The 18,245-nt window shown below is 39.3% G+C and carries 19 protein-coding genes; 8 read left to right on the plus strand and 11 right to left on the minus strand.

What is annotated here, in order from left to right; genetic code table 11:
- From B9Y81_RS05060 to B9Y81_RS05085, 6 genes are all read right to left on the minus strand, one after another.
- A complete protein-coding gene (locus B9Y81_RS05060) occupies positions 1 to 912 on the minus strand; it encodes a fimbrial protein (protein WP_176221449.1) in 912 nt (303 codons plus the stop codon).
- 12 nt (positions 913 to 924) lie between these two features.
- Positions 925 to 2,262: a FimB/Mfa2 family fimbrial subunit gene (locus B9Y81_RS05065; RefSeq protein ID WP_176221450.1), complete on the minus strand. Its 1,338-nt coding sequence runs from the start codon at positions 2,260 to 2,262 to the stop codon at positions 925 to 927.
- Between the two features lie 129 nt (positions 2,263 to 2,391).
- Positions 2,392 to 3,390: a FimB/Mfa2 family fimbrial subunit gene (locus B9Y81_RS05070; protein ID WP_085535903.1), complete on the minus strand. Its 999-nt coding sequence runs from the start codon at positions 3,388 to 3,390 to the stop codon at positions 2,392 to 2,394.
- Between the two features lie 89 nt (positions 3,391 to 3,479).
- Positions 3,480 to 4,877 carry an Mfa1 family fimbria major subunit gene (locus tag B9Y81_RS05075; RefSeq protein ID WP_139822893.1) on the minus strand — a complete coding sequence of 466 codons (1,398 nt, stop codon included), beginning with the start codon at positions 4,875 to 4,877 and terminating at the stop codon, positions 3,480 to 3,482.
- 113 nt (positions 4,878 to 4,990) lie between these two features.
- On the minus strand, positions 4,991 to 6,415 hold the full coding sequence (locus tag B9Y81_RS05080) for an OmpA family protein (protein WP_085535905.1): 1,425 nt from the start codon (positions 6,413 to 6,415) through the stop codon (positions 4,991 to 4,993).
- A 3-nt stretch (positions 6,416 to 6,418) separates the two neighbouring features.
- Positions 6,419 to 7,021 (minus strand): DUF3575 domain-containing protein, encoded by a 603-nt coding sequence (locus B9Y81_RS05085; RefSeq protein WP_085535906.1) that lies wholly within the window; start codon positions 7,019 to 7,021, stop codon positions 6,419 to 6,421.
- A 292-nt stretch (positions 7,022 to 7,313) separates the two neighbouring features.
- Here B9Y81_RS05085 and B9Y81_RS05095 point away from each other — a divergent pair, with 292 nt between their 5' ends.
- On the plus strand, positions 7,314 to 8,795 hold the full coding sequence (locus tag B9Y81_RS05095; RefSeq protein ID WP_139822894.1) for a tetratricopeptide repeat protein: 1,482 nt from the start codon (positions 7,314 to 7,316) through the stop codon (positions 8,793 to 8,795).
- A gap of 2 nt (positions 8,796 to 8,797) precedes the next feature.
- Here the strand turns inward: B9Y81_RS05095 and B9Y81_RS05100 are convergent, their stop codons facing one another.
- Both B9Y81_RS05100 and B9Y81_RS05105 read right to left on the minus strand, forming a co-directional pair.
- On the minus strand, positions 8,798 to 9,691 hold the full coding sequence (locus B9Y81_RS05100; RefSeq protein ID WP_085535909.1) for a helix-turn-helix transcriptional regulator: 894 nt from the start codon (positions 9,689 to 9,691) through the stop codon (positions 8,798 to 8,800).
- Positions 9,692 to 9,702: 11 nt separating this feature from the next.
- Positions 9,703 to 10,533, minus strand: coding sequence for a helix-turn-helix domain-containing protein (locus B9Y81_RS05105; protein ID WP_176221451.1), 831 nt, complete (start codon positions 10,531 to 10,533; stop codon positions 9,703 to 9,705).
- A 405-nt stretch (positions 10,534 to 10,938) separates the two neighbouring features.
- On the opposite strand from B9Y81_RS05105, the gene B9Y81_RS05110 reads away from it, so the two are divergent.
- The 5 genes from B9Y81_RS05110 (at position 10,939) to aroC (ending at position 15,029) form a co-directional block, all read left to right on the plus strand.
- Positions 10,939 to 11,502, plus strand: coding sequence for a DUF3575 domain-containing protein (locus tag B9Y81_RS05110; protein ID WP_085536008.1), 564 nt, complete (start codon positions 10,939 to 10,941; stop codon positions 11,500 to 11,502).
- A 4-nt stretch (positions 11,503 to 11,506) separates the two neighbouring features.
- A complete protein-coding gene (locus tag B9Y81_RS05115; RefSeq protein ID WP_085535911.1) occupies positions 11,507 to 12,013 on the plus strand; it encodes a DUF3868 domain-containing protein in 507 nt (168 codons plus the stop codon).
- 110 nt (positions 12,014 to 12,123) lie between these two features.
- Positions 12,124 to 13,299 (plus strand): MalY/PatB family protein, encoded by a 1,176-nt coding sequence (locus B9Y81_RS05120; RefSeq protein WP_085535912.1) that lies wholly within the window; start codon positions 12,124 to 12,126, stop codon positions 13,297 to 13,299.
- Positions 13,300 to 13,349: 50 nt separating this feature from the next.
- Positions 13,350 to 13,955 carry an FKBP-type peptidyl-prolyl cis-trans isomerase gene (locus B9Y81_RS05125; RefSeq protein WP_085535913.1) on the plus strand — a complete coding sequence of 202 codons (606 nt, stop codon included), beginning with the start codon at positions 13,350 to 13,352 and terminating at the stop codon, positions 13,953 to 13,955.
- Between the two features lie 3 nt (positions 13,956 to 13,958).
- Positions 13,959 to 15,029, plus strand: coding sequence for a chorismate synthase (aroC, locus tag B9Y81_RS05130; protein ID WP_085535914.1), 1,071 nt, complete (start codon positions 13,959 to 13,961; stop codon positions 15,027 to 15,029).
- Between the two features lie 74 nt (positions 15,030 to 15,103).
- Here aroC and rlmH read toward each other — a convergent pair whose 3' ends face one another.
- Positions 15,104 to 15,577 carry a 23S rRNA (pseudouridine(1915)-N(3))-methyltransferase RlmH gene (gene rlmH / locus B9Y81_RS05135; RefSeq protein WP_085535915.1) on the minus strand — a complete coding sequence of 158 codons (474 nt, stop codon included), beginning with the start codon at positions 15,575 to 15,577 and terminating at the stop codon, positions 15,104 to 15,106.
- Positions 15,578 to 15,666: 89 nt separating this feature from the next.
- On the opposite strand from rlmH, the gene B9Y81_RS05140 reads away from it, so the two are divergent.
- Together B9Y81_RS05140 and nadC are read left to right on the plus strand one after the other, a co-directional pair.
- Complete coding sequence (locus B9Y81_RS05140) at positions 15,667 to 16,038, plus strand: DUF4783 domain-containing protein (RefSeq protein WP_085535916.1); 372 nt, start codon at positions 15,667 to 15,669, stop codon at positions 16,036 to 16,038.
- An 18-nt stretch (positions 16,039 to 16,056) separates the two neighbouring features.
- Positions 16,057 to 16,896 (plus strand): carboxylating nicotinate-nucleotide diphosphorylase, encoded by an 840-nt coding sequence (nadC, locus tag B9Y81_RS05145; protein WP_085535917.1) that lies wholly within the window; start codon positions 16,057 to 16,059, stop codon positions 16,894 to 16,896.
- A gap of 45 nt (positions 16,897 to 16,941) precedes the next feature.
- Here nadC and B9Y81_RS05150 read toward each other — a convergent pair whose 3' ends face one another.
- Positions 16,942 to 17,529, minus strand: coding sequence for an acyltransferase (locus B9Y81_RS05150; protein ID WP_085535918.1), 588 nt, complete (start codon positions 17,527 to 17,529; stop codon positions 16,942 to 16,944).
- A 9-nt stretch (positions 17,530 to 17,538) separates the two neighbouring features.
- A complete protein-coding gene (locus tag B9Y81_RS05155) occupies positions 17,539 to 18,243 on the minus strand; it encodes an SAM-dependent methyltransferase (RefSeq protein ID WP_085535919.1) in 705 nt (234 codons plus the stop codon).
- Positions 18,244 to 18,245: the final 2 nt, after the last annotated feature.

Here is an 18,245-nt window from a genome sequence, read left to right on the forward strand (position 1 = left end):
CTACTGCTTAGTTTGTTGCTCTTCAAAGCTTATATCGTACAGATAAAAATCATTACGTATAATCCGGTCCGGAAGGAATAATCGGTGCGATTCGTCTCCAAATTCCGGAGGAGGAAGTAAGGAAGAACCTTTACCTGGTATTTTCACCTCAATGGCTGTTCCTTTTACATCGCTTTCGTTCAAATAGGTTTCTATTGTAAAGGAGGTCACTTTTCCTCCTTTCTCATCAACTTCTGTTAATGAGTACCAATCAGAAGAAACCAGATCAGCTGGTTTCAAATTGGGCTTTATTACATAAGTTGCCTTATCAAAATTCACAAAACGATATTTGTAGGCCGATTTAACGTCTTGTTGGTCGGTCGATAAATTCACATGCAACTGCAATTTTGCTAGCACACGTTTCAACGAAATCTTATTTAACTGATTATTTGTTTCAAAATTATGTGAATTCTTATTTCCAACCATCAGTATAGGTGTTGTTAGTTCAGGTGACCACGGTAGTGACAACTCTGAGAAAACAGCATTCAGGTCATCAATAGTGTTCACTGCGTCTAACTTAGTCTTTATAGCAGCACAGTTTGCTACAATATATACGTTGCGTGTTGCTGCTTCTTTCTGGGTTAGCTTTAAAACAATCTTTTCCGCAGTCCAGGCACCTTCACTAAAATCATCATCGATATAATAACTCTTCGTATCTGAATCAGAAAACAGAAAAACATATAAATTATCAATTCTCTGCTCCTCTTCGGTACCAATATCAGTCGTTGCTGGGATACCTGCCCCGTTCTTCGTAAAGGAATTTACAGACAATAATATCTCGACCGGTTTATTTACTGTTTTGCCGACTTCCTCTTCTTCAGAACAGGACATAAGCAAAAAAGCAAACAAAAGCGCACTAATTAAACCTCTCATAATCAACATCAATTACTTTAAATAAGTTTTCACTTTAAGATCGTTATAATAAACCTCCATATACTCGGCACCACTCGCGACCGGCTCATTATTTATTTTATAATCTTCAAAATAACCCTCTTTCATTTTATCTAAATCTAAACCAACATCGTTCATGCTTTCATAACCAAAGGTTATTTCCTGTTTCGACGTGTCTCCATCAAAAAAAGCACCGTTCAAAGCCTTGAGCACGACCTTATGCGGCAAACAATCATCAACCGTATTAATGATCCGTATACTACCATCATCTCCCGTTTCTATATTAAACCAATACCCCATATACAGTTCTTTTTTCACCCGACTCCAGGGCAGAATACTATATAAAATTTCAATTCCCGTAGAAGTTCTGGAAATTCTGTATTTGTAGTGGTCGTTACGAAGTATATTAAAATCAGCTTCCTCTGTCTTCACAAAATCAAGATAATTAGCTATACTTCCCCCGTTTGTTATGATCGGAATTTTACACGAGTTATTATTAAAGAATACAATTTCAAAATAATTGATCGGTGTTGACGCCTTTGCTTCATCCCATACTACATTCTGCGGCATAATCAACTCCGGCATATAGAACAAAAACACGCCTTGCTTGCCGGTTAATGTCGCATAGTCAAATCCCGGAGTAGTATAAAAAGGAGAATCACCCGAAGTAGACGCCGGGTATTTTAAATTAAAATTACGATTAGCGTGATAGTAGCGAACAGACGAAACGTCTGTGGCTATCGCACGCAAATCAATTTCCAATTTTGCTACCGCGCGAATCAGTTTTACGCGCTCTTCACTTACATTATTTATATGTGGTCTGAATGGAACAGGTTGGTAAATCGTTCCTCCCGCTGTTACTTGTTGGTTGGTATAGATGCGAGACATGGGGAAACCTTTATTCTCTGTGGCACTCGTATATAACGCGTCATCTAAATTTCGCAAGCCGGACATATAGGTATTCATCACTGCACGGGTAGTGATTCCGGAAATTTCGGATTTGGGTCTGTTTGCTATGAAATAAAAGTCTCGCAAACCGGGAGTCAGTTCGACCGTAAAGGATTTCGCAATGTCATCTTTTGGTATATGCTCATCAAAATGATTAGCAATCAAGTTGCCCGTATTGGAATCAAAAACCAACATGGCCAAGTCGTGTACCCGATCTTCAAAGTCGGTATTATCCTTATTTATCGACTCTGTATCCGCCACATGGGCACGGGTAACAGCCAAATAAACAACAGGGCCTTTCCCGCCGCTATTAAGCGGAATCTCCTCGCTGCAACCCGGCATAAAAAGCAGAAGAGCGACAATAACAGTATATACTAATTTCATACGATTATAGTTCATTTTTTTCAATATGGTCGTATTATATAGACCACATAAAGACCAACGGTAACAATTCAGGCGGTATAGCTTATAGAGAATAAATTCATTTCAAAATCGTTCCGTCGTGTATTTCTTTTAAAGTTCTAATTCAGTATCATACGAGTGAACTAACCAGTCATTCACATAAACCGCACAAGAAAAATACGTTTCCGGATCTGTTGGATGCTCCGGACCACAGGATGCACAATAATCTTTCACTAAAAACTTCACTGTAAAATCATTTTGACAAGCAATATTTACCCCTCCGGCCACAGTGTTCAACAGAATACCGGCTATCAGATCTCCATCAAACACTTTCGCTCCTGTTTTAGGGTAGGTGATGGTAAGCCTGTTCGAATAACCGGCAACTAACTCTAACAACGTAAAATCCCAGGCTACACTCCTGTCGGCATAGGTTGTATGTTGAACCGGATAAAACAACTGTTGGGAATTTAACGGCATAGATCCGTCAATATTAATTGTGCCATTGGCTGAAGCCATAGCAATGGTCAAGTCTTTTGGTGTAAGTTCAGTTACACTTTCGTCGAACTCCACCACCACTTTTACGCGATTGGTCTGTTCGTTCAGATTAATGGCAGTTTGTTTAAACACCTCACCAAATTCGTTTGGGTTTGGTAAAAAAACCGGTGAACTTTGCCCCTGCCATACCCGTGTATCCGTGAGATCAGCAAAAAAGTTATTCTCCGACTGAATCTTAAACATAACGTCTTTTTTAGTAGTCGTACCTTCCACAAATGATGAGCGGACAAAATGATGGTTCACACCGGCCCAGCCAATAAATGTAAAATAACCATCAGCTACAGGCAATAGAAGTTCGTAGTCCGAACGAAGATCCACTTGTTCTTTTGTTACGGTAGTAACTAACTTTTCGTCTTCATCAAACGCAAACACAGTAATTGACGAAACATTTCCAATAAACGTTGTATCTTCCGCACAGGGTGTCATGGAATAGAATTTCACATATACCCCTTGAGGGCAATCAGCTAATTCATCATAGATCAAGGTATCACACCCCAATAAAATTGTTCCCAATACGAATAGAGGTATCCATATCTTGTTTTTTAAATTCATCATTCGTCGCGTTAAAAAAATCAATTGGTTAAGTGAAAAAAGAGGGGTGTCAAAGCATTACGACGCAGACACCCTTCTTTTCATATTTATAATCAATAAGCTAATTCAATATCGTATGAGTGGACTGTCCAAGGCAATACTGTTACATCTACAGACAACCAAGTTTCATCCACTGTTAATGGATCAGTTGGTTTAACCGGATTTCCCGGTTCAGGAATTTCAGTTTTAGGACCAGTCGGATCAGCCGGGTCAGTAGGAATTTCTGTTTTAGGTTTCGGATCCGGGTTAGAAGGATTTTCAACTCCCGGAGTTTCTGGAAATAGCGGATTCCAGTTTACACCCATTTTCTTGAATCCGGTAATATTTATATGATAGATATTATTACGAACTACCGGTGAGTTATATGGCACCGCAACATTATCCGGATTCAGCCAAGCGTAGTAAAGCACTTTGCCACCATCATATTTTCTAACAGTCGTATTTCCGGCATCAACGGCAGCCCGGGCGTTTGAATAATACAAACCGTCGCTACCACCTACAAAGAATGTTCCGTCTGACGCAAGAGTTCCACCATTCAAAGCAGCAGGATCCGGTGTAAATTTAGTACGAATCAGAACATAAGCGGTATTCCCTTTTTTATAGGCTGACGTATCCTCTATTCCGTATTCGTGGGTATTCTCATACAAGAATTTACCGGCAAGAGTTTTAAAGTCAGCAGGTTTAACAACCACTTCAGTTTTTGTCGCTGCAAATAAATCATCATATACATAATAGGTAGCAGCGTCACTAATATAAGTGGAAGTTGTAGGAAGGAATCCATAAGCAAACCCTTCGTATTCCGGTTGTTTATGTAGATAAACTTTTTTTGTTCCCTGCGCTATTGCATAAGAAATCTCAGAAAAAGCACCTTTTAACGCCGCTGAGGTTGTTAAAGTGCTACTTTTAGTTACAATAACACGAGACACCAAACGATCAACAGCAACCTTTATCTGATTGACAACCGAACCTTCTGCCTCAACTTCATCTTTAGCAATATTCGCATGAATGGCTGTTGGGCTTTTAGAACGACCGGTCATCGTAATAAAATCGAGCACCTTACCATTATCTACTGTTGCTGTATAGTTCAGGTTTTCGATTTCAATCAGTTCCTCATCAGCAGGAATTGTTGTTCCAAGTTCTTCCTTTGCGTTTAAAACAACATAAGCTGTAGCCGTTCCTTCTGTTGCCTCAATAGCCGAAGCAGGATAAACTAAATTGCCTACTCTCTTTAATGTTTCACCCGAATACCTTGCCGGCGTTAATAGTGTTCCATTATTAATAATATAAACATCTAAAGTTTTAATCGAATCATTGCCTTCATAAACCCCTGCATCGTTGTAGTCATTAGGCAAAGAATTACCGGAAGAAGCTTTTGTTCCTGCTGAAGCAGGCAGCTGCACAGCCAATCTCAAATAGGTATTACCCGCTTGCCTGTTGAGGAATATCCTCACTATCAGTACATGAAAAGAATGGTATTCCCACTACCATTGCTAATAATAAAGTTCTAATCTTCATAATCTAAATAATTAATAATTCAAATAGTTCTATTCTAATTCTTCTTGTTTTATCGTGTCTTATTGAGTTCTTCCAGATTTTGTTTCGCGGCATTATGACCGGTATTAATCGCCTTTTCAAATAATTCTGTCGCTTTTTCTTTGTTTTCTTTCTTAGCATAGGCAACAGCTAAGTTGTTCCATGCCTCCGGTGTATTTTGTTTTTCCAATATCGAAATCGCGCGATCCAAAGAACCGGCCTCGATATCAGCTGTAGCGGCATTTAATTGAGCCACTTCATCTTGCGGGTAAAGACGGGAAGCAATATCAAATACTTCCTTAAACTCCGCACTTTCTTTCGGATAGCTGTTCGCTACCAAATACATTTCGTTCAAACTTAAATATTGAGGATTGGTGCGAATAATCGCTTTAGCTTCTTCTATATCAAAAGATTTTACTACGAAATTAAGATTCAACTCATTACGACGAAGTTGCGGAAAATAATCGGCCAACAAGGTTTTGTAAGTAGTACCATTGTTCAGTCTCTTTAAAGCCGCCTCACGTGCATCTTCATCCTGTACAGAAGCAATAGTATTCAACACAGCTTCTTTTTCAGACCAGCTTGTAGCAACAATAGCACTCTTCAAACCTTCCCAGTCTTCACCTTTCCAGCTTACTGTCAGTTGATTCGCAGAGATAGCATATCGAGTAGTCAGGAAATTAGCAAATGCTTTAGCACGGCTCTCAGACAAACGATTGTTCGAGGCGGAAGCCCCATCAGGCGAAGCATATCCTGTAACTTCTGCTCCGGTTATAGTCAAGTTTTTATCGGCTTTTACCTCATCAATCAATTCAGTTAACTCACGAACTACCTGCGCATTATTAGCAAAGTTCGGCAATATGTCATACTTTCCGACCTGATAACTAAACTTGGCCGCATAGCCTTTCGAGCGTGCTTTTACCTCTTCGGCCTCTGGAGCCAAATAAGTTAATGTATATTCCGGGATATACGGAGTCTGTACAGGCAACACGAACTCCCGGATGTTTGTTAACAGACCACAATCCGCGCAGCCGGTTAACTCTTCAACAAAAACTAACTTCGCTTCCCGCATCCAAGGTTGTGCCGGAGCGGAAAATTGAAGAGGAATAACTGCAGACGTATTTTTTTTACGCACAAAAACAGGTATGTCTATAGACTTTCCGGACAAAGACTCAGAACGTTTCAATATTTTATGTCGCTTTGACCCACTGATCAGAACGGAAGAAAAATTATGTGCAGCACTGCCATCCACAGCCTCCAGACGAGGTGTGATGAGCAGCATGTCATTGCTTCCTAAGTTCAAACGCTGAATAGCTAAATTATATTCGGCACGAAAAATATGATCATCTAATGTGTAAGCAACCTGATTATACTCGACAGCCGGAATAACACCCTTACTTTGTGCATAGAGAGTGCATGTTGTAAAGGCTATTAATAATGTATAAATGAATTTCATCTTTTATCGGATTATATAGATTAATGACAAAGCAATCCGGTCCGGACCAATATAATTGCGACCGCCTTCTTTCAGTTTCTCACCACAACGATTACAGTTGTATTTGTCGTACTCAAAGCGGGTATAGCCTGCGCCTATTCCTAATTCCAAATTCCAGCGTTTCCCTAAAATCCATTGGTAACCTATACCCAAACCCGCACCATAAAAATAACCTTGATAGCGGTGGTCGTCAAGTGTTGGAAAGGCTCCGAACGGTAGTTTAACTCCACCAACATTGAACTGTCCGCCATGCGCGTGAATTCCCCAGAAGAAGCCATTAAACACTTCGCATGACCAAAAACGCAGTTCGGGTTGTACCAGCCAATGTTTAATTTTTTTATTATCAGAGAAGGTCCAGGGATTCAGATTAAAAGGAACCTCGAGTGTTGTTTTCTTTCCGAATCCGAACTCAGCACCTAAATTTATTGTAGCCGTTGCGTCATACAGTAAATTGGATTTTACCGCGACAGTAGGATAAGTTAGCGCTTGTACGCTTTCCGCATTTTGAGCACCCAAACAACCACCAATACATAAAAAAAGAAGAACGAAGAAAGAGATCATCTTCATATACAGTTAATTTAATCAATTCTATCAGAGCAATATTAATGTGTTTAAATCGATAAAATGGTTGATACGCACAAAAAACGTTACGTTTAAATCAGACCTATTCTATTCTTTTGCCTCATTTTATTTCAATATACTTATTGAAATCAAGTGTTAAAATTCCACCTACAAAAATACAGAAATTTTAAAAAATAAAATTGCATAAATCCATACAATCATATACATTACATACCTTTTTTTAATATATTTGTCATATAACATCTCACTTTTTATAACATGTATTAGAATTATCTGAATGAAACATTTGATTTTAAGAACCAGCCTATTAACCTTATTCTTGCTAACCATACCTCACTTTCTATTTGCAAAGGAGGTTGCTAAGGTGAATAAAAACACGGCAGATAGTCTGCTTGATGTATCATTTGATCAATATGTAAAAGTAGATATTGAGGGCAATATCAAAACAGCAAGCGAAGCCCTCAATATCAGTAAAAGTCTGAACTATTCCGCGGGAATATCAAAATCCTATTTCTACTTAGCCAGGGCTTTGACTTATCTGGGAGAGTATGAAAAGTCATTACACTACCTGCAGTTATGCGAAAAAGAACCTTACACGAAAAAGAGTTTCGATATACATTCCGAATTATGCCGGATCAGAGGACAGGTATTCACCTATCTCGGACTCCCCTCTGCTGCAATCAACGAATTTAAGAAAGGGCTTCTATATGTTAATCGGATAGAAGATGTAAGCAGAAAGGCACGACTAACAAGTCTTGCCTATGAAAACTTGACTGTTTGCTACAAGAACATCGAGGAATATGATTCTATGTACTATTGCATAAAACAAAACAACGACCTTCTTAACAACTATAATTTCCCGTACCACAACCACAACAAGATCAACCTGTACACCATGTACGGCGATTACTTTACAATAACAGAGAAATACGACTCGGCAAGCTATTTCTTTAATAAAGCAATACTCATTACGAAAGCCAATAAGATGAATTACACTTCATGGATCCACAAACACTGGGGAGATATGGAAATGAAGCGAAATAATCCGGATTCTGCGTTAACATACTACTATCTTGCTTTAGACAATCTAAACAAGACGCAAATGAAAAACGAATTTCAGGAGTTATACCAGCAAATGGCAAAAGCTTATGAGAAAAACGGTGAAATGGATAGTGCTAACTTCTATAGCAACAATGCGATAAGAACAGAAAACGATGTACTTAACGCAAGAAGGGAAGCAACTGAAAACGCGTTAAACTTATTAGTATCTGAGGAAGGAAAAAGACTAAACGATACGTTTACCGGTAAAATTAAAAAATTAGCATACCTCCTGACCGGCCTGTTGGTTATTGTTGCGATTATATGGTTGAAGTGGAGATCAAACCAGAAACAAAAATTAGAGAAATACGAGAAAAAAGTTGAAGTTCTGCGAGGTAGATTAAACAACAACATGAAAGAACTGATTGATCTGGCTAAAGCGAACGACAATACGTTTATCACACTCTTTATGAAAACGTATCCTACATTTACCAAGAGTATTTATCAATCACACCCCGATTTAATCAGTTCCGAATTTTGGTTCTGTGCCATGTTGTTTATGGATTTTTCATCTAAGGAGATTGCCCAATACAGTTTCGTAGAACATCGTTCGATACAAATCAGGAAAAGCCGCCTTAGGAAAAAACTGAAACTCAACTCGAATATTGATCTCTATCAATATATAAAGTCATTTCAGGAAAGCAGCCAGGCTAACCTATAAGCTTAGAGCTGTTTAAATTTTCCGGGAATAATGATTTGTTTTCTTAGTTCTCCCGGCGTTCCTCCTAATGTGTTTTTACAGAAGTTGTTGAAATGAGACGGAGATGAGAAGCCAAAGTCTAAGCTGATCTCTTTAAATGGCTTTGTTGACTTAATTAATTCGTCATAAATATCTATAGATGTTCGTGCCCTGAGCCATCCGGATGGCGTTTCACCAAAGACTTTGTGAAATTTTTTCTCAAATCCGGTCTGACTGTAATTCGATAGATCAGCCAATTCTTTTATATTTCTCACGTTTTTGTAATTGGCATAAATGAAATCCAAAAACACCCGGTCTGTCCCTACAACTGATGCAAAAAAAGAAGTTAGTTCCTCTTTGCTGTATTCTTCATTTGCAATCAAGGATAATTCTTTAACTTTCATATCAAAATAAGTGCTATCCATAATTCCAAAATCAATGGTGTGGATTAATATCTTAAAAAAATTAAGGATGATCGGGGTAAGTTTTAAATACATTTTATCCTTCTCTGTCTTCACAACGGAATCAGTATTTCGGGGCTCAACTTCAAACATTTCCAATGCGGAAATCTCACCAATATCTTCATAGTTAAAAATTGGAAGAATGACTATTCGTGAATTTACCAAAGCTTTTCGCTCATAAAAAGTACCTCTTTTAATCAAAAACACAGCCGGTGCTTTTAATTCTAAAACATCAGATTTATCCATAGAAAACTGCAAAACACCGTCTAAAAGAAATACAAGAAGATGATCTTCAATAAAAAAATCCAGACGATCGTCACGCTCAAGGTTGCAAATAAGAAACATTTTTTTATTTAAATCGCTTAAAAGAGACGATATCATATTGTTATTTGCAATAACACTTGTATTTGTTTTCATGCCATCTTAGTTTATCCGTTTTCCTCACGCTTCTTTCTCAACTCTCCGGGGGTTGCGCCAAATACCGACTTGCAGTATTTGCTAAAATGCGTCGGAGAACAGAAACCACACTCCAAACTTATTTCTTTCAGTGATTTGTTTGAGTAATACAGATCTCCGCTAATACCTATCTTTTTCTTTTCCTTCAGCCACAAGGAAGGAGGTGTTTTGAAAATTCTTTTAAATTTCTTATCAAAACCTGATTGACTATAATAAGATAATTCCGCAAGTTCCTTTATGTTGTTTACATGTTTATAGTTTGTCATAATAAAATCGGAGAAAAGAAAGACATCATCAATAATCGGTGAAAAGAAACGGATTCTTTCCTCTTCCGAAAACTGCAGTTTGATAAGATACATTAGTTCTGCCAGCTTCAATTCATAATATGTTTCATTCAAAAGAGAAAAGGAAATAGATTCGGCAAAATACGTTATCAATGTACAACACTGTTCGTTGATTAAAAATGAAGGCAAAGAATCACCCACTATTTTATCATCAATTTGATTCTTGGTAAGTGTAAGTAAAGATAAACTTAACTTTTCGCTTATAAGCGGAAAACAAAGTAATCGTGTTAGAGCAAGAGTTAACCAGTCATAATGTTTATCTTTTGGCAAAAGAAACATCGTCGGCCTATCAATTACAACTGTATTGTCATGATCGACTTTAATGCGAACAGATCCCGACAATAAAAACGCCAACGAATGATTTTCAGCTTCATAATCGAAAGAATATCCCTCCTTTAAAAACGAAGTTTTAGTGTTTTTATAATGAGCAAGACACTCTACACCTTTACAATCTGTCATAGCAGTAATTAATATTAAGTTTTTATCTATAAGCTTTTTGTATTGATCCAAAATACCAACAGGCTCCATCGAAAATATCGTATATTCAAGTTTGTTTTATTGTTGGCAAAAATACGCCATGTTCGGCGCATTCTACCATAAACAGTTTATCGATCTTACTTATTAGTCCATAGATAAATCATATTCAGTGGTTTGTTATCTATAAAAAGCCGGTGTATAACCGTAAATTAACATGGCAAATGTAAGATAATTCTATTAAAATTATTGATCCGTTGGTTTTATGTACTTCTAATTCTTCACGAAAAAGGCGACGAAAAGCAATAAGAAATGCAAAACGACAACAACTATTAACAAATAAGTATATCTTTGCATATCATTGATAAAACCCAAAAGCATCTGTTTTTTATGAAACGAATGATCCTTTTATTATTAACTGTTTTTTCATCCGGTTGCCTTTTCGCACAAAGCATAGCGATTAAAAACAATCTTTTATATGATATTACCGCCACGCCCAACCTTGGTTTGGAAGTAGGCTTAAGTAAGCACCTGAGTCTTGACCTTACAGCAGGATATCATCCCTGGACTTTAGGCGACGACAAATCGTTAGAGCACTGGCAGGTGCAACCCGAACTACGCTATTGGCTTTTTGAACGGTTCGACTCGCATTTTTTCGGACTCCATGGTCAGTATATGGACTATGATTTTCTGGGATTCGATCTTCCTTGGGGTATGAAAAAAGAACATGGTTATGATGGTACTTCCTGGGGAGCCGGTATTTCTTATGGTTATCAGCTGTATTTAGGTCCGCGCTGGAATATGGAATTTACAATTGGTGGAGGTTACAGTAACTTTAAATACACCAAATACGCGATCAACGCAGATGGAGAAAAAATTGACGCCGATCAATTTAAAAGAAACTATTACGGATTCACTAAATTAGGAATCAGTATTGTATATATAATAAAGTGATATTATGAGACATTTATTCCATATCTTAATAAGTATATTATTCCTTTCAGGAGGACAAGCTCTGTTTGGACAAAAGGTGTATGAGGGAATGGTCTGTGTGAAGCAAAACATCGCTGAGGTCAAAAATGATTCCGTCTATCTTGAAATGGATATAAGCATTCATGGATTAAATATAAACAGCAGGGAAAGTCTGGTATTATATCCTACCCTTTTCAACGACACCGATTCTGTTATGTTGCCTCCGGTAATCATAAACGGAAATACGAAACAGAAAAAGATAAACCGGGCTATCAAATTAAAAGGTCGCTATCCGTCACAAACAAACGCTTATGTAGTGATTGAAAACAGTCCGGTGATTCATCGGGTTATCGACTATGAAAAATCGCTTATTTATGCTCCCTGGATGGAAAAAGCAGGACTGAAACTAATCGGAAAAACAACTAATCAGGATGAGAAAACAGTCAATACTTTTGTTGATATTCTGACTGATGACTTAAAATTAGGAAACTAAGGTATTCGGATTTCTCAGTAAACATGTTTTCACATTATAAGGCAGTCTGTATTCACATATTGACGTTATCTTTGAGGTCTTAAAACGAGTATATCAAAATTACGATAGAAATGAGACAATACAACTTCGACCAAGTGATCGACCGGAAAGGAACAGACTGCATAAAAGTAGACCTTCTGGAAGAGCGTTTTGGAACAAAAGACTTGACTACCCTGTGGGTAGCAGATATGGACTTCCGCACACCGGACTTTATCGTTAACGCCATCCGCAAACGTTGTGATCATGAAATTTTCGGATACACGTACGCTTCTCCGGATTATTACAACAGCATAATTGATTGGCTTCAATACAAACACAACTGGTCGGTAAAAAAAGAGTGGTTGTCTTATATACCCGGAATTGTTAAAGGGATCGGGTTTGTTCTTCAATGTTTTACCAATCCAGGAGACAAAGTGATAATTCAACCACCGGTTTACCATCCGTTTCGCTTAGTACCCCAACAAATGAAACGTGAAGTGGTAAATAACCCACTGAAAATAGTTGACGGTAAATACACGATGGATTTTGAGCATCTGGAATCGATTATCGACGATAAATGCAAAATATTGATTCTATGCAGCCCGCACAATCCGGCAGGCATTGTTTGGGACAAGGAAACCTTGATTAAACTGGCAGCGATATGTAAACGCAATAACATTCTGGTTATTTCCGACGAAATTCACGCGGAAATCGTTTATCCCCAGTTCAGACATTATCCTTTTGCCACCGTTTCTCCGGAAGCCGCGTCGTGCAGCATTACCTTTATGGCACCCAGCAAAACCTTTAATATCGCCGGAATCGTTACTTCGTATGCCATTGTGCCGGATGATAAATTACGCTCCGAATTCTACCGTTTTCTTGAAGCAGGAGAACTTGCCGACGGAACGATATTTGCTTATACCGCTACAAAAGCAGCCTACACCTATGGCGCCGAGTGGTTACAACAGATGCGGAGTTATGTAATAGAAAATGTAAGAACGGTAGATAATTACCTCAAGGCGTACATCCCTAAAATCAAGGCATACCCGCCTCAGGCCTCTTTTCTTGTGTGGTTGGATTGCCGGGAACTAAACCTTAGTCAGGCTGAACTTGTTTACTTATTTAAGGACAAAGCCGGATTAGCTTTGAACGACGGAAAAATGTTCGGCTCCGGAGGTGAAGGATTTATGCGAATGAATGTAGGCTGTTCAAGACTGATTATTGAACAGGCTTTAGAAGCATTAAGAAAGGCTGTTACAAAGAAATAATATTGTAACTTTGTCCGCATATCATTATCAAAACAACATAAAATTAGAAAATGAAAATTTCAACAAACAAGTCCGTTGCTGTGACATACGACCTGAACGTAGGCGAAGGAGAAGAACGCGAATTAATGGAAAAAGCAACTGTCGAAGCTCCATTGAAGTTTATTTACGGAACAGGCACTATGCTTCCGGCATTTGAAAAGGCATTAATGGGTCTTGCTGTAGGAGATACGTTCTCTTTCTCATTGACTCCGGAAGACGCGTACGGAGAATATAACGAAGAACATGTTTTGGATTTACCGAAGAACATATTCCTGGTTGATGGTAAATTTGATGACGAAACAATCAAAGAAGGAAATACATTACCTATGATGGACTCAAACGGAAGCCGTATGAACGGATCTGTTTTAGAGGTAAAAGAAGATGTGGTTGTAATGGACTTCAACCATCCCTTAGCCGGAGAAACATTACACTTCAGCGGAAACGTAATTGAGATTCACGAAGCGACAGCAGAAGAAATTGCAGCTCTTACCGCCGGTGGTGGATGTAGTTGTGGTGATGGTGGATGCGGTGACGGCGGATGTGGCGAAGGCGGCTGCGGATGCGATAGCGGTGAAGAAGGTGAAGGATGTGGTTGCGGATGCGGTAGTTGTCACTAATTCATGAATTCTTTCGGAAATATATTCAGGCTAACGTCGTTCGGCGAATCACATGGAGCCGGGATTGGCGGAGTGATTGATGGTTGCCCTGCCGGTGTAGAATTGGATATGAATTTTATCCAACACGAACTGGATCGGCGCAAACCGGGACAATCCCGTATAACGACTCCACGTAAAGAAGACGATGAGGTGCAGTTTCTTTCCGGCATTTATGAAGGTAAAACAACAGGTACACCAATCGGATTTATTATCTGGAATAAAAATCAGCATTCAGCTGATTACGACAACATGAAGACGGTTTACAGACCGTCTCATGCTGATTATACCTACCAAACCAAATACGGCATTCGAGATCCTCGCGGTGGCGGACGTTCGTCGGCTCGCGAAACAATCGCGCGATGTGTGGCAGGAGCTATTGCTAAGCTAGCGCTTAAACAATATAACATTCAAATTCAGGCTTACACTTCGCAAGTAGGTGAGATCAGGCTCGAAGAAAACTATACGGCATATAACCTGAACATAGCTGAAACAAATGCTGTTCGTTGTCCGGATCCGGATAAAGCAATGGAAATGGAGCATTTAATCGCTGAAGTTAAAGCCAAAGGAGATACCATCGGAGGAATTATCACTTGCGTAGCAAAGGAAGTTCCTGTAGGCTTAGGTGAACCCGTATTTGGTAAACTTCACGCGGCATTAGGACACGCGATGCTTACCATAAACGCTGTAAAGGGATTTGAATATGGCGATGGCTTTGAAGCAGCACGTTACAGGGGTTCTGAACGGAATGACCGTTTCTTTAATGATAACGGAAAAATCAATACACGCACAAATAACTCCGGAGGGATTCAGGGAGGAATTTCAAACGGGCAGGATATTTATTTCCGGGTAGCGTTTAAATCAGTCGCGACAATTCTAATGGAACAAAACACGGTTAACATGGAATCCGAAGAGACTGTTTTAAAAGCGAAAGGACGCCATGATCCGTGTGTATTACCCAGAGCTGTGCCTATTGTAGAGGCCATGACAGCCATGACGTTACTGGATTTTCTATTGATACAGAAAACACGTAGTTAAGATTTTCTTTACTATATTCAGATACCATGTAGAGACGCGCGAAATAGTGCGTCTCTATATATTTTACAGCCTATCTATTCATGATGATAAGGCTCATTATTCAAAATAGTCATGGCACGGTAAAGCTGCTCGGTAAAGACAAGCCGGATCATTTGATGAGAAAAAGTCATCTTGCTTAACGATATCTTTTCCCGGGCAGCGGCATAAACGGATTCACTGAAACCATAAGGGCCGCCAACCATAAAAACCAGTCGCTTGGGAACTGTATGCATTTTCTTCTCTATGTAATCGGCAAACTGCATGGAAGTAAATTCCTTTCCTTTCTCATCCAAAAGAACAAGATAATCTCCCGGCTGTAGAAACTTCAATATTTGCTCGCCTTCTTTTTCTTTCTGCTGTTCCTTTGACAGGTTTTTTACATTCTTAATATCCGGTATAACAGACATTTCGAACGGGATATAATGATTCAAACGACCTTTATATTCATTGGTCGCATCCGCGAAATAACCGGCATCCGTTTTACCGATAACACATAGCACAATCTTCATTTACGTCGATTTACAGATTATAAACCGCTAAATTATAGGAAAAATACATACCTTTGTGCCAGATACTAACAAAATAAAGGAGGAAAATTATGAAACGATTATTATTTACGTTTGCATTCATACTCTCTGTTTTGAGCCTTAATGCCGCTGACATAACCAATATATCAAACGCTTTTAAGGGAGGTAACGCTTCATCTATTGCAGCCCTGATGGACGCAGAAGTAGATCTTGCCATTCCGGGTGCAACCAAAAAATGTAATGGAGCCGAAGCAGTGTCGGCATTAAATAACTTTTTCAATGCCAACAAACCGACCGACTTTTCGGTTGTTCATCACGCTGACAAAAAAGAAAATGGATTCTTTGTAGGTAAATTACCTACCGCAAGTAAAGCTTTTCGCGTTAACATTACTTACAGAAGCGAAGGAAACAAAGCGATTATTCAATCAATCAGAATCGAATAAAATAACAGAAAGAGATAAATGGATCATTTAATTGAAGATTTGATTAAGCTTGCTTTTGCCGAAGACATTGGCGATGGCGATCATACAACTTTGTGCAGCATCCCGGCAACTGCCATGGGTAAAAGCCAGTTAATTATTAAAGAAGATGGTGTATTAGCCGGAGTGGATATGGCGAAGCGTATTTTCCATTACTTTGATCCCGGACTAAAGGTAACTGTATTTATTCATGATGGAGCAGAAGTAAAGAAGGGTGATATTGCTCTTACCGTAGAAGGCAAAGTACAATCTCTGTTGCAAACAGAACGATTGATGTTAAACGTAATGCAACGCATGAGTGGTATCGCAACGACCACAAGACGCTACGTGAAAGCGTTGGAAGGCACAAATACTCGCGTTTTAGATACCCGTAAAACAACGCCGGGTATGCGCATGTTGGAAAAAGAAGCGGTTAAGATAGGTGGTGGAGTGAATCATCGTATCGGTTTGTTTGACATGATCCTGCTGAAAGACAATCATGTGGACTTTGCCGGAGGTATAGAGAACGCGATAACCCGGGCACAAAGCTACCTCAAAGAAAAAGGAAAGAAGCTGAAGATCGAAATTGAAGTGCGTAACTTCAATGAACTGGAACAGGCTATGCAGGTAGGAGGAATTGACCGCATCATGCTGGACAACTTCAACATTGAAGACACCAAAGAAGCTGTGCGCAGAATCGGCGGACGTTTTGAAACCGAATCATCCGGAGGTATCACCTTCGATACGCTAAGAGCGTATGCCGAATGTGGCGTTGATTTTATTTCCGTAGGTGCTTTAACTCACTCCGTAAAGAGTTTGGATATGAGTCTGAAGGCCTGTTAAATCAATTGATTAAGCCAACCAATCATCTTTATTATTAATAAAACGCTATAAAGACGTACGATCGTGCATCTCTATAGCGTTTCCTTTTAATATGTAACACTCATTGGTTTCGGGGCAAAGGGCTATTCCACGGGCATCAAAATGCAAACGATGACCGTACTTGCTTACCCAACCATCTTGTTTGCCGGGGTTGCCTATCACCAAAGCATAAGGAGGAACGTTTTTTGTTACCACTGCTCCTGCCCCAATAAGCGCATACTCACCGATGGTAAGTCCGCAAATTATTGTGGCATTGGCTCCGATAGATGCCCCTTTCTTAACAATGGTTTTCTCGTATTTTTCCTTACGCGGAACTGCACTCCGGGGGTTTAAAATATTTGTAAAAACACAGCTTGGCCCGAGAAACACATCGTCTTCGCAGGTAACTCCTGTATAAATAGATACGTTATTCTGCACCTTCACATTTTGTCCGAGAATTACGCCGGGCGAGATGACAACATTTTGTCCGATATTACAATTTCTACCCACAACGGCACCTTCCATAATATGCGAAAAATGCCAGATCCGCGTGCCTGATCCGATAATGCACCCATCATCTATTACCGCGGTTTCGTGCGCCTGATAACTAATCATAAGCTGTTACTATTTATAGATTAAAAAAATCGTTGGTTTTTTATTCAGATCGGGTAGTTTACCTTTCCAGGCCTTTATGCTTTTCGTTTTGATGTATTCGCCCTCACACGTTATGTCGGAAGCAATACAGAGTTTAGTTAAAGGACGACAGGTACGCAGGAGTTCTTCCGCCAGTTTATTATTCCGGTAAGGTGTTTCTATAAAAAGTTGCGTCTGGTTTTCCGAGTAAATACGCCCTTCTAATTTTTTAAGCAGGGCTGTACGTTCATTTCCTTCTATAGGCAGGTAGCCATGAAAAGCAAAACTTTGTCCGTTAAAGCCCGAAGCCATAATTGCCATCAACAGGGAGGAAGGACCTACAAGCGGAACTACCGGATAACCTTTTTGTTGTGCAATGGCAACCACATCAGCTCCCGGATCGGCAACAGCAGGACAACCGGCTTCTGAAATAACGCCTATGGATTCTCCCTTTGAGAGTGGCGCCAGATAACCGGCTACATCATCCGGTGATGTATGCTTGTTCAACTCGTAAAACGTAAGGTCATCAATAACGATAGAAGGTTCTGTTTTCTTCAAGAAACGACGAGCCGTACGAATATTTTCAACCACAAAGTGTTTGATTCCTACTATTACTTCACGGTTGTATTCCGGCAATACCCGGCTGTGTTCTGTTTCTCCTAAAGTTACAGGAATAAGGAAAAGAGATGCTTGCATAC

Source organism: Massilibacteroides vaginae (genome assembly GCF_900178525.1).
GTDB lineage: Bacteria > Bacteroidota > Bacteroidia > Bacteroidales > Tannerellaceae > Massilibacteroides > Massilibacteroides vaginae.

Excerpts from the sequence above, each read along its gene's own strand:
- B9Y81_RS05065 (WP_176221450.1), bottom strand. The coding sequence starts at position 2,262 with ATGAAATTAGTATATACTGTTATTGTCGCTCTTCTGCTTTTTATGCCG.
- B9Y81_RS05140 (WP_085535916.1), top strand. The coding sequence starts at position 15,667 with ATGAAACGATTATTATTTACGTTTGCATTCATACTCTCTGTTTTGAGC.
- B9Y81_RS05085 (WP_085535906.1), bottom strand. The coding sequence starts at position 7,021 with ATGAAGATGATCTCTTTCTTCGTTCTTCTTTTTTTATGTATTGGTGGT.
- B9Y81_RS05095 (WP_139822894.1), top strand. The coding sequence starts at position 7,314 with ATGAAACATTTGATTTTAAGAACCAGCCTATTAACCTTATTCTTGCTA.
- B9Y81_RS05125 (WP_085535913.1), top strand. The coding sequence starts at position 13,350 with ATGAAAATTTCAACAAACAAGTCCGTTGCTGTGACATACGACCTGAAC.
- nadC (WP_085535917.1), top strand. The coding sequence starts at position 16,057 with ATGGATCATTTAATTGAAGATTTGATTAAGCTTGCTTTTGCCGAAGAC.
- aroC (WP_085535914.1), top strand. The coding sequence starts at position 13,959 with ATGAATTCTTTCGGAAATATATTCAGGCTAACGTCGTTCGGCGAATCA.
- B9Y81_RS05110 (WP_085536008.1), top strand. The coding sequence starts at position 10,939 with ATGAAACGAATGATCCTTTTATTATTAACTGTTTTTTCATCCGGTTGC.
- B9Y81_RS05150 (WP_085535918.1), bottom strand. The coding sequence starts at position 17,529 with ATGATTAGTTATCAGGCGCACGAAACCGCGGTAATAGATGATGGGTGC.
- B9Y81_RS05105 (WP_176221451.1), bottom strand. The coding sequence starts at position 10,533 with ATGACAGATTGTAAAGGTGTAGAGTGTCTTGCTCATTATAAAAACACT.
- B9Y81_RS05120 (WP_085535912.1), top strand. The coding sequence starts at position 12,124 with ATGAGACAATACAACTTCGACCAAGTGATCGACCGGAAAGGAACAGAC.
- B9Y81_RS05070 (WP_085535903.1), bottom strand. The coding sequence starts at position 3,390 with ATGATGAATTTAAAAAACAAGATATGGATACCTCTATTCGTATTGGGA.
- B9Y81_RS05115 (WP_085535911.1), top strand. The coding sequence starts at position 11,507 with ATGAGACATTTATTCCATATCTTAATAAGTATATTATTCCTTTCAGGA.
- B9Y81_RS05155 (WP_085535919.1), bottom strand. The coding sequence starts at position 18,243 with ATGCAAGCATCTCTTTTCCTTATTCCTGTAACTTTAGGAGAAACAGAA.
- B9Y81_RS05100 (WP_085535909.1), bottom strand. The coding sequence starts at position 9,691 with ATGAAAACAAATACAAGTGTTATTGCAAATAACAATATGATATCGTCT.
- B9Y81_RS05060 (WP_176221449.1), bottom strand. The coding sequence starts at position 912 with ATGAGAGGTTTAATTAGTGCGCTTTTGTTTGCTTTTTTGCTTATGTCC.
- rlmH (WP_085535915.1), bottom strand. The coding sequence starts at position 15,577 with ATGAAGATTGTGCTATGTGTTATCGGTAAAACGGATGCCGGTTATTTC.
- B9Y81_RS05080 (WP_085535905.1), bottom strand. The coding sequence starts at position 6,415 with ATGAAATTCATTTATACATTATTAATAGCCTTTACAACATGCACTCTC.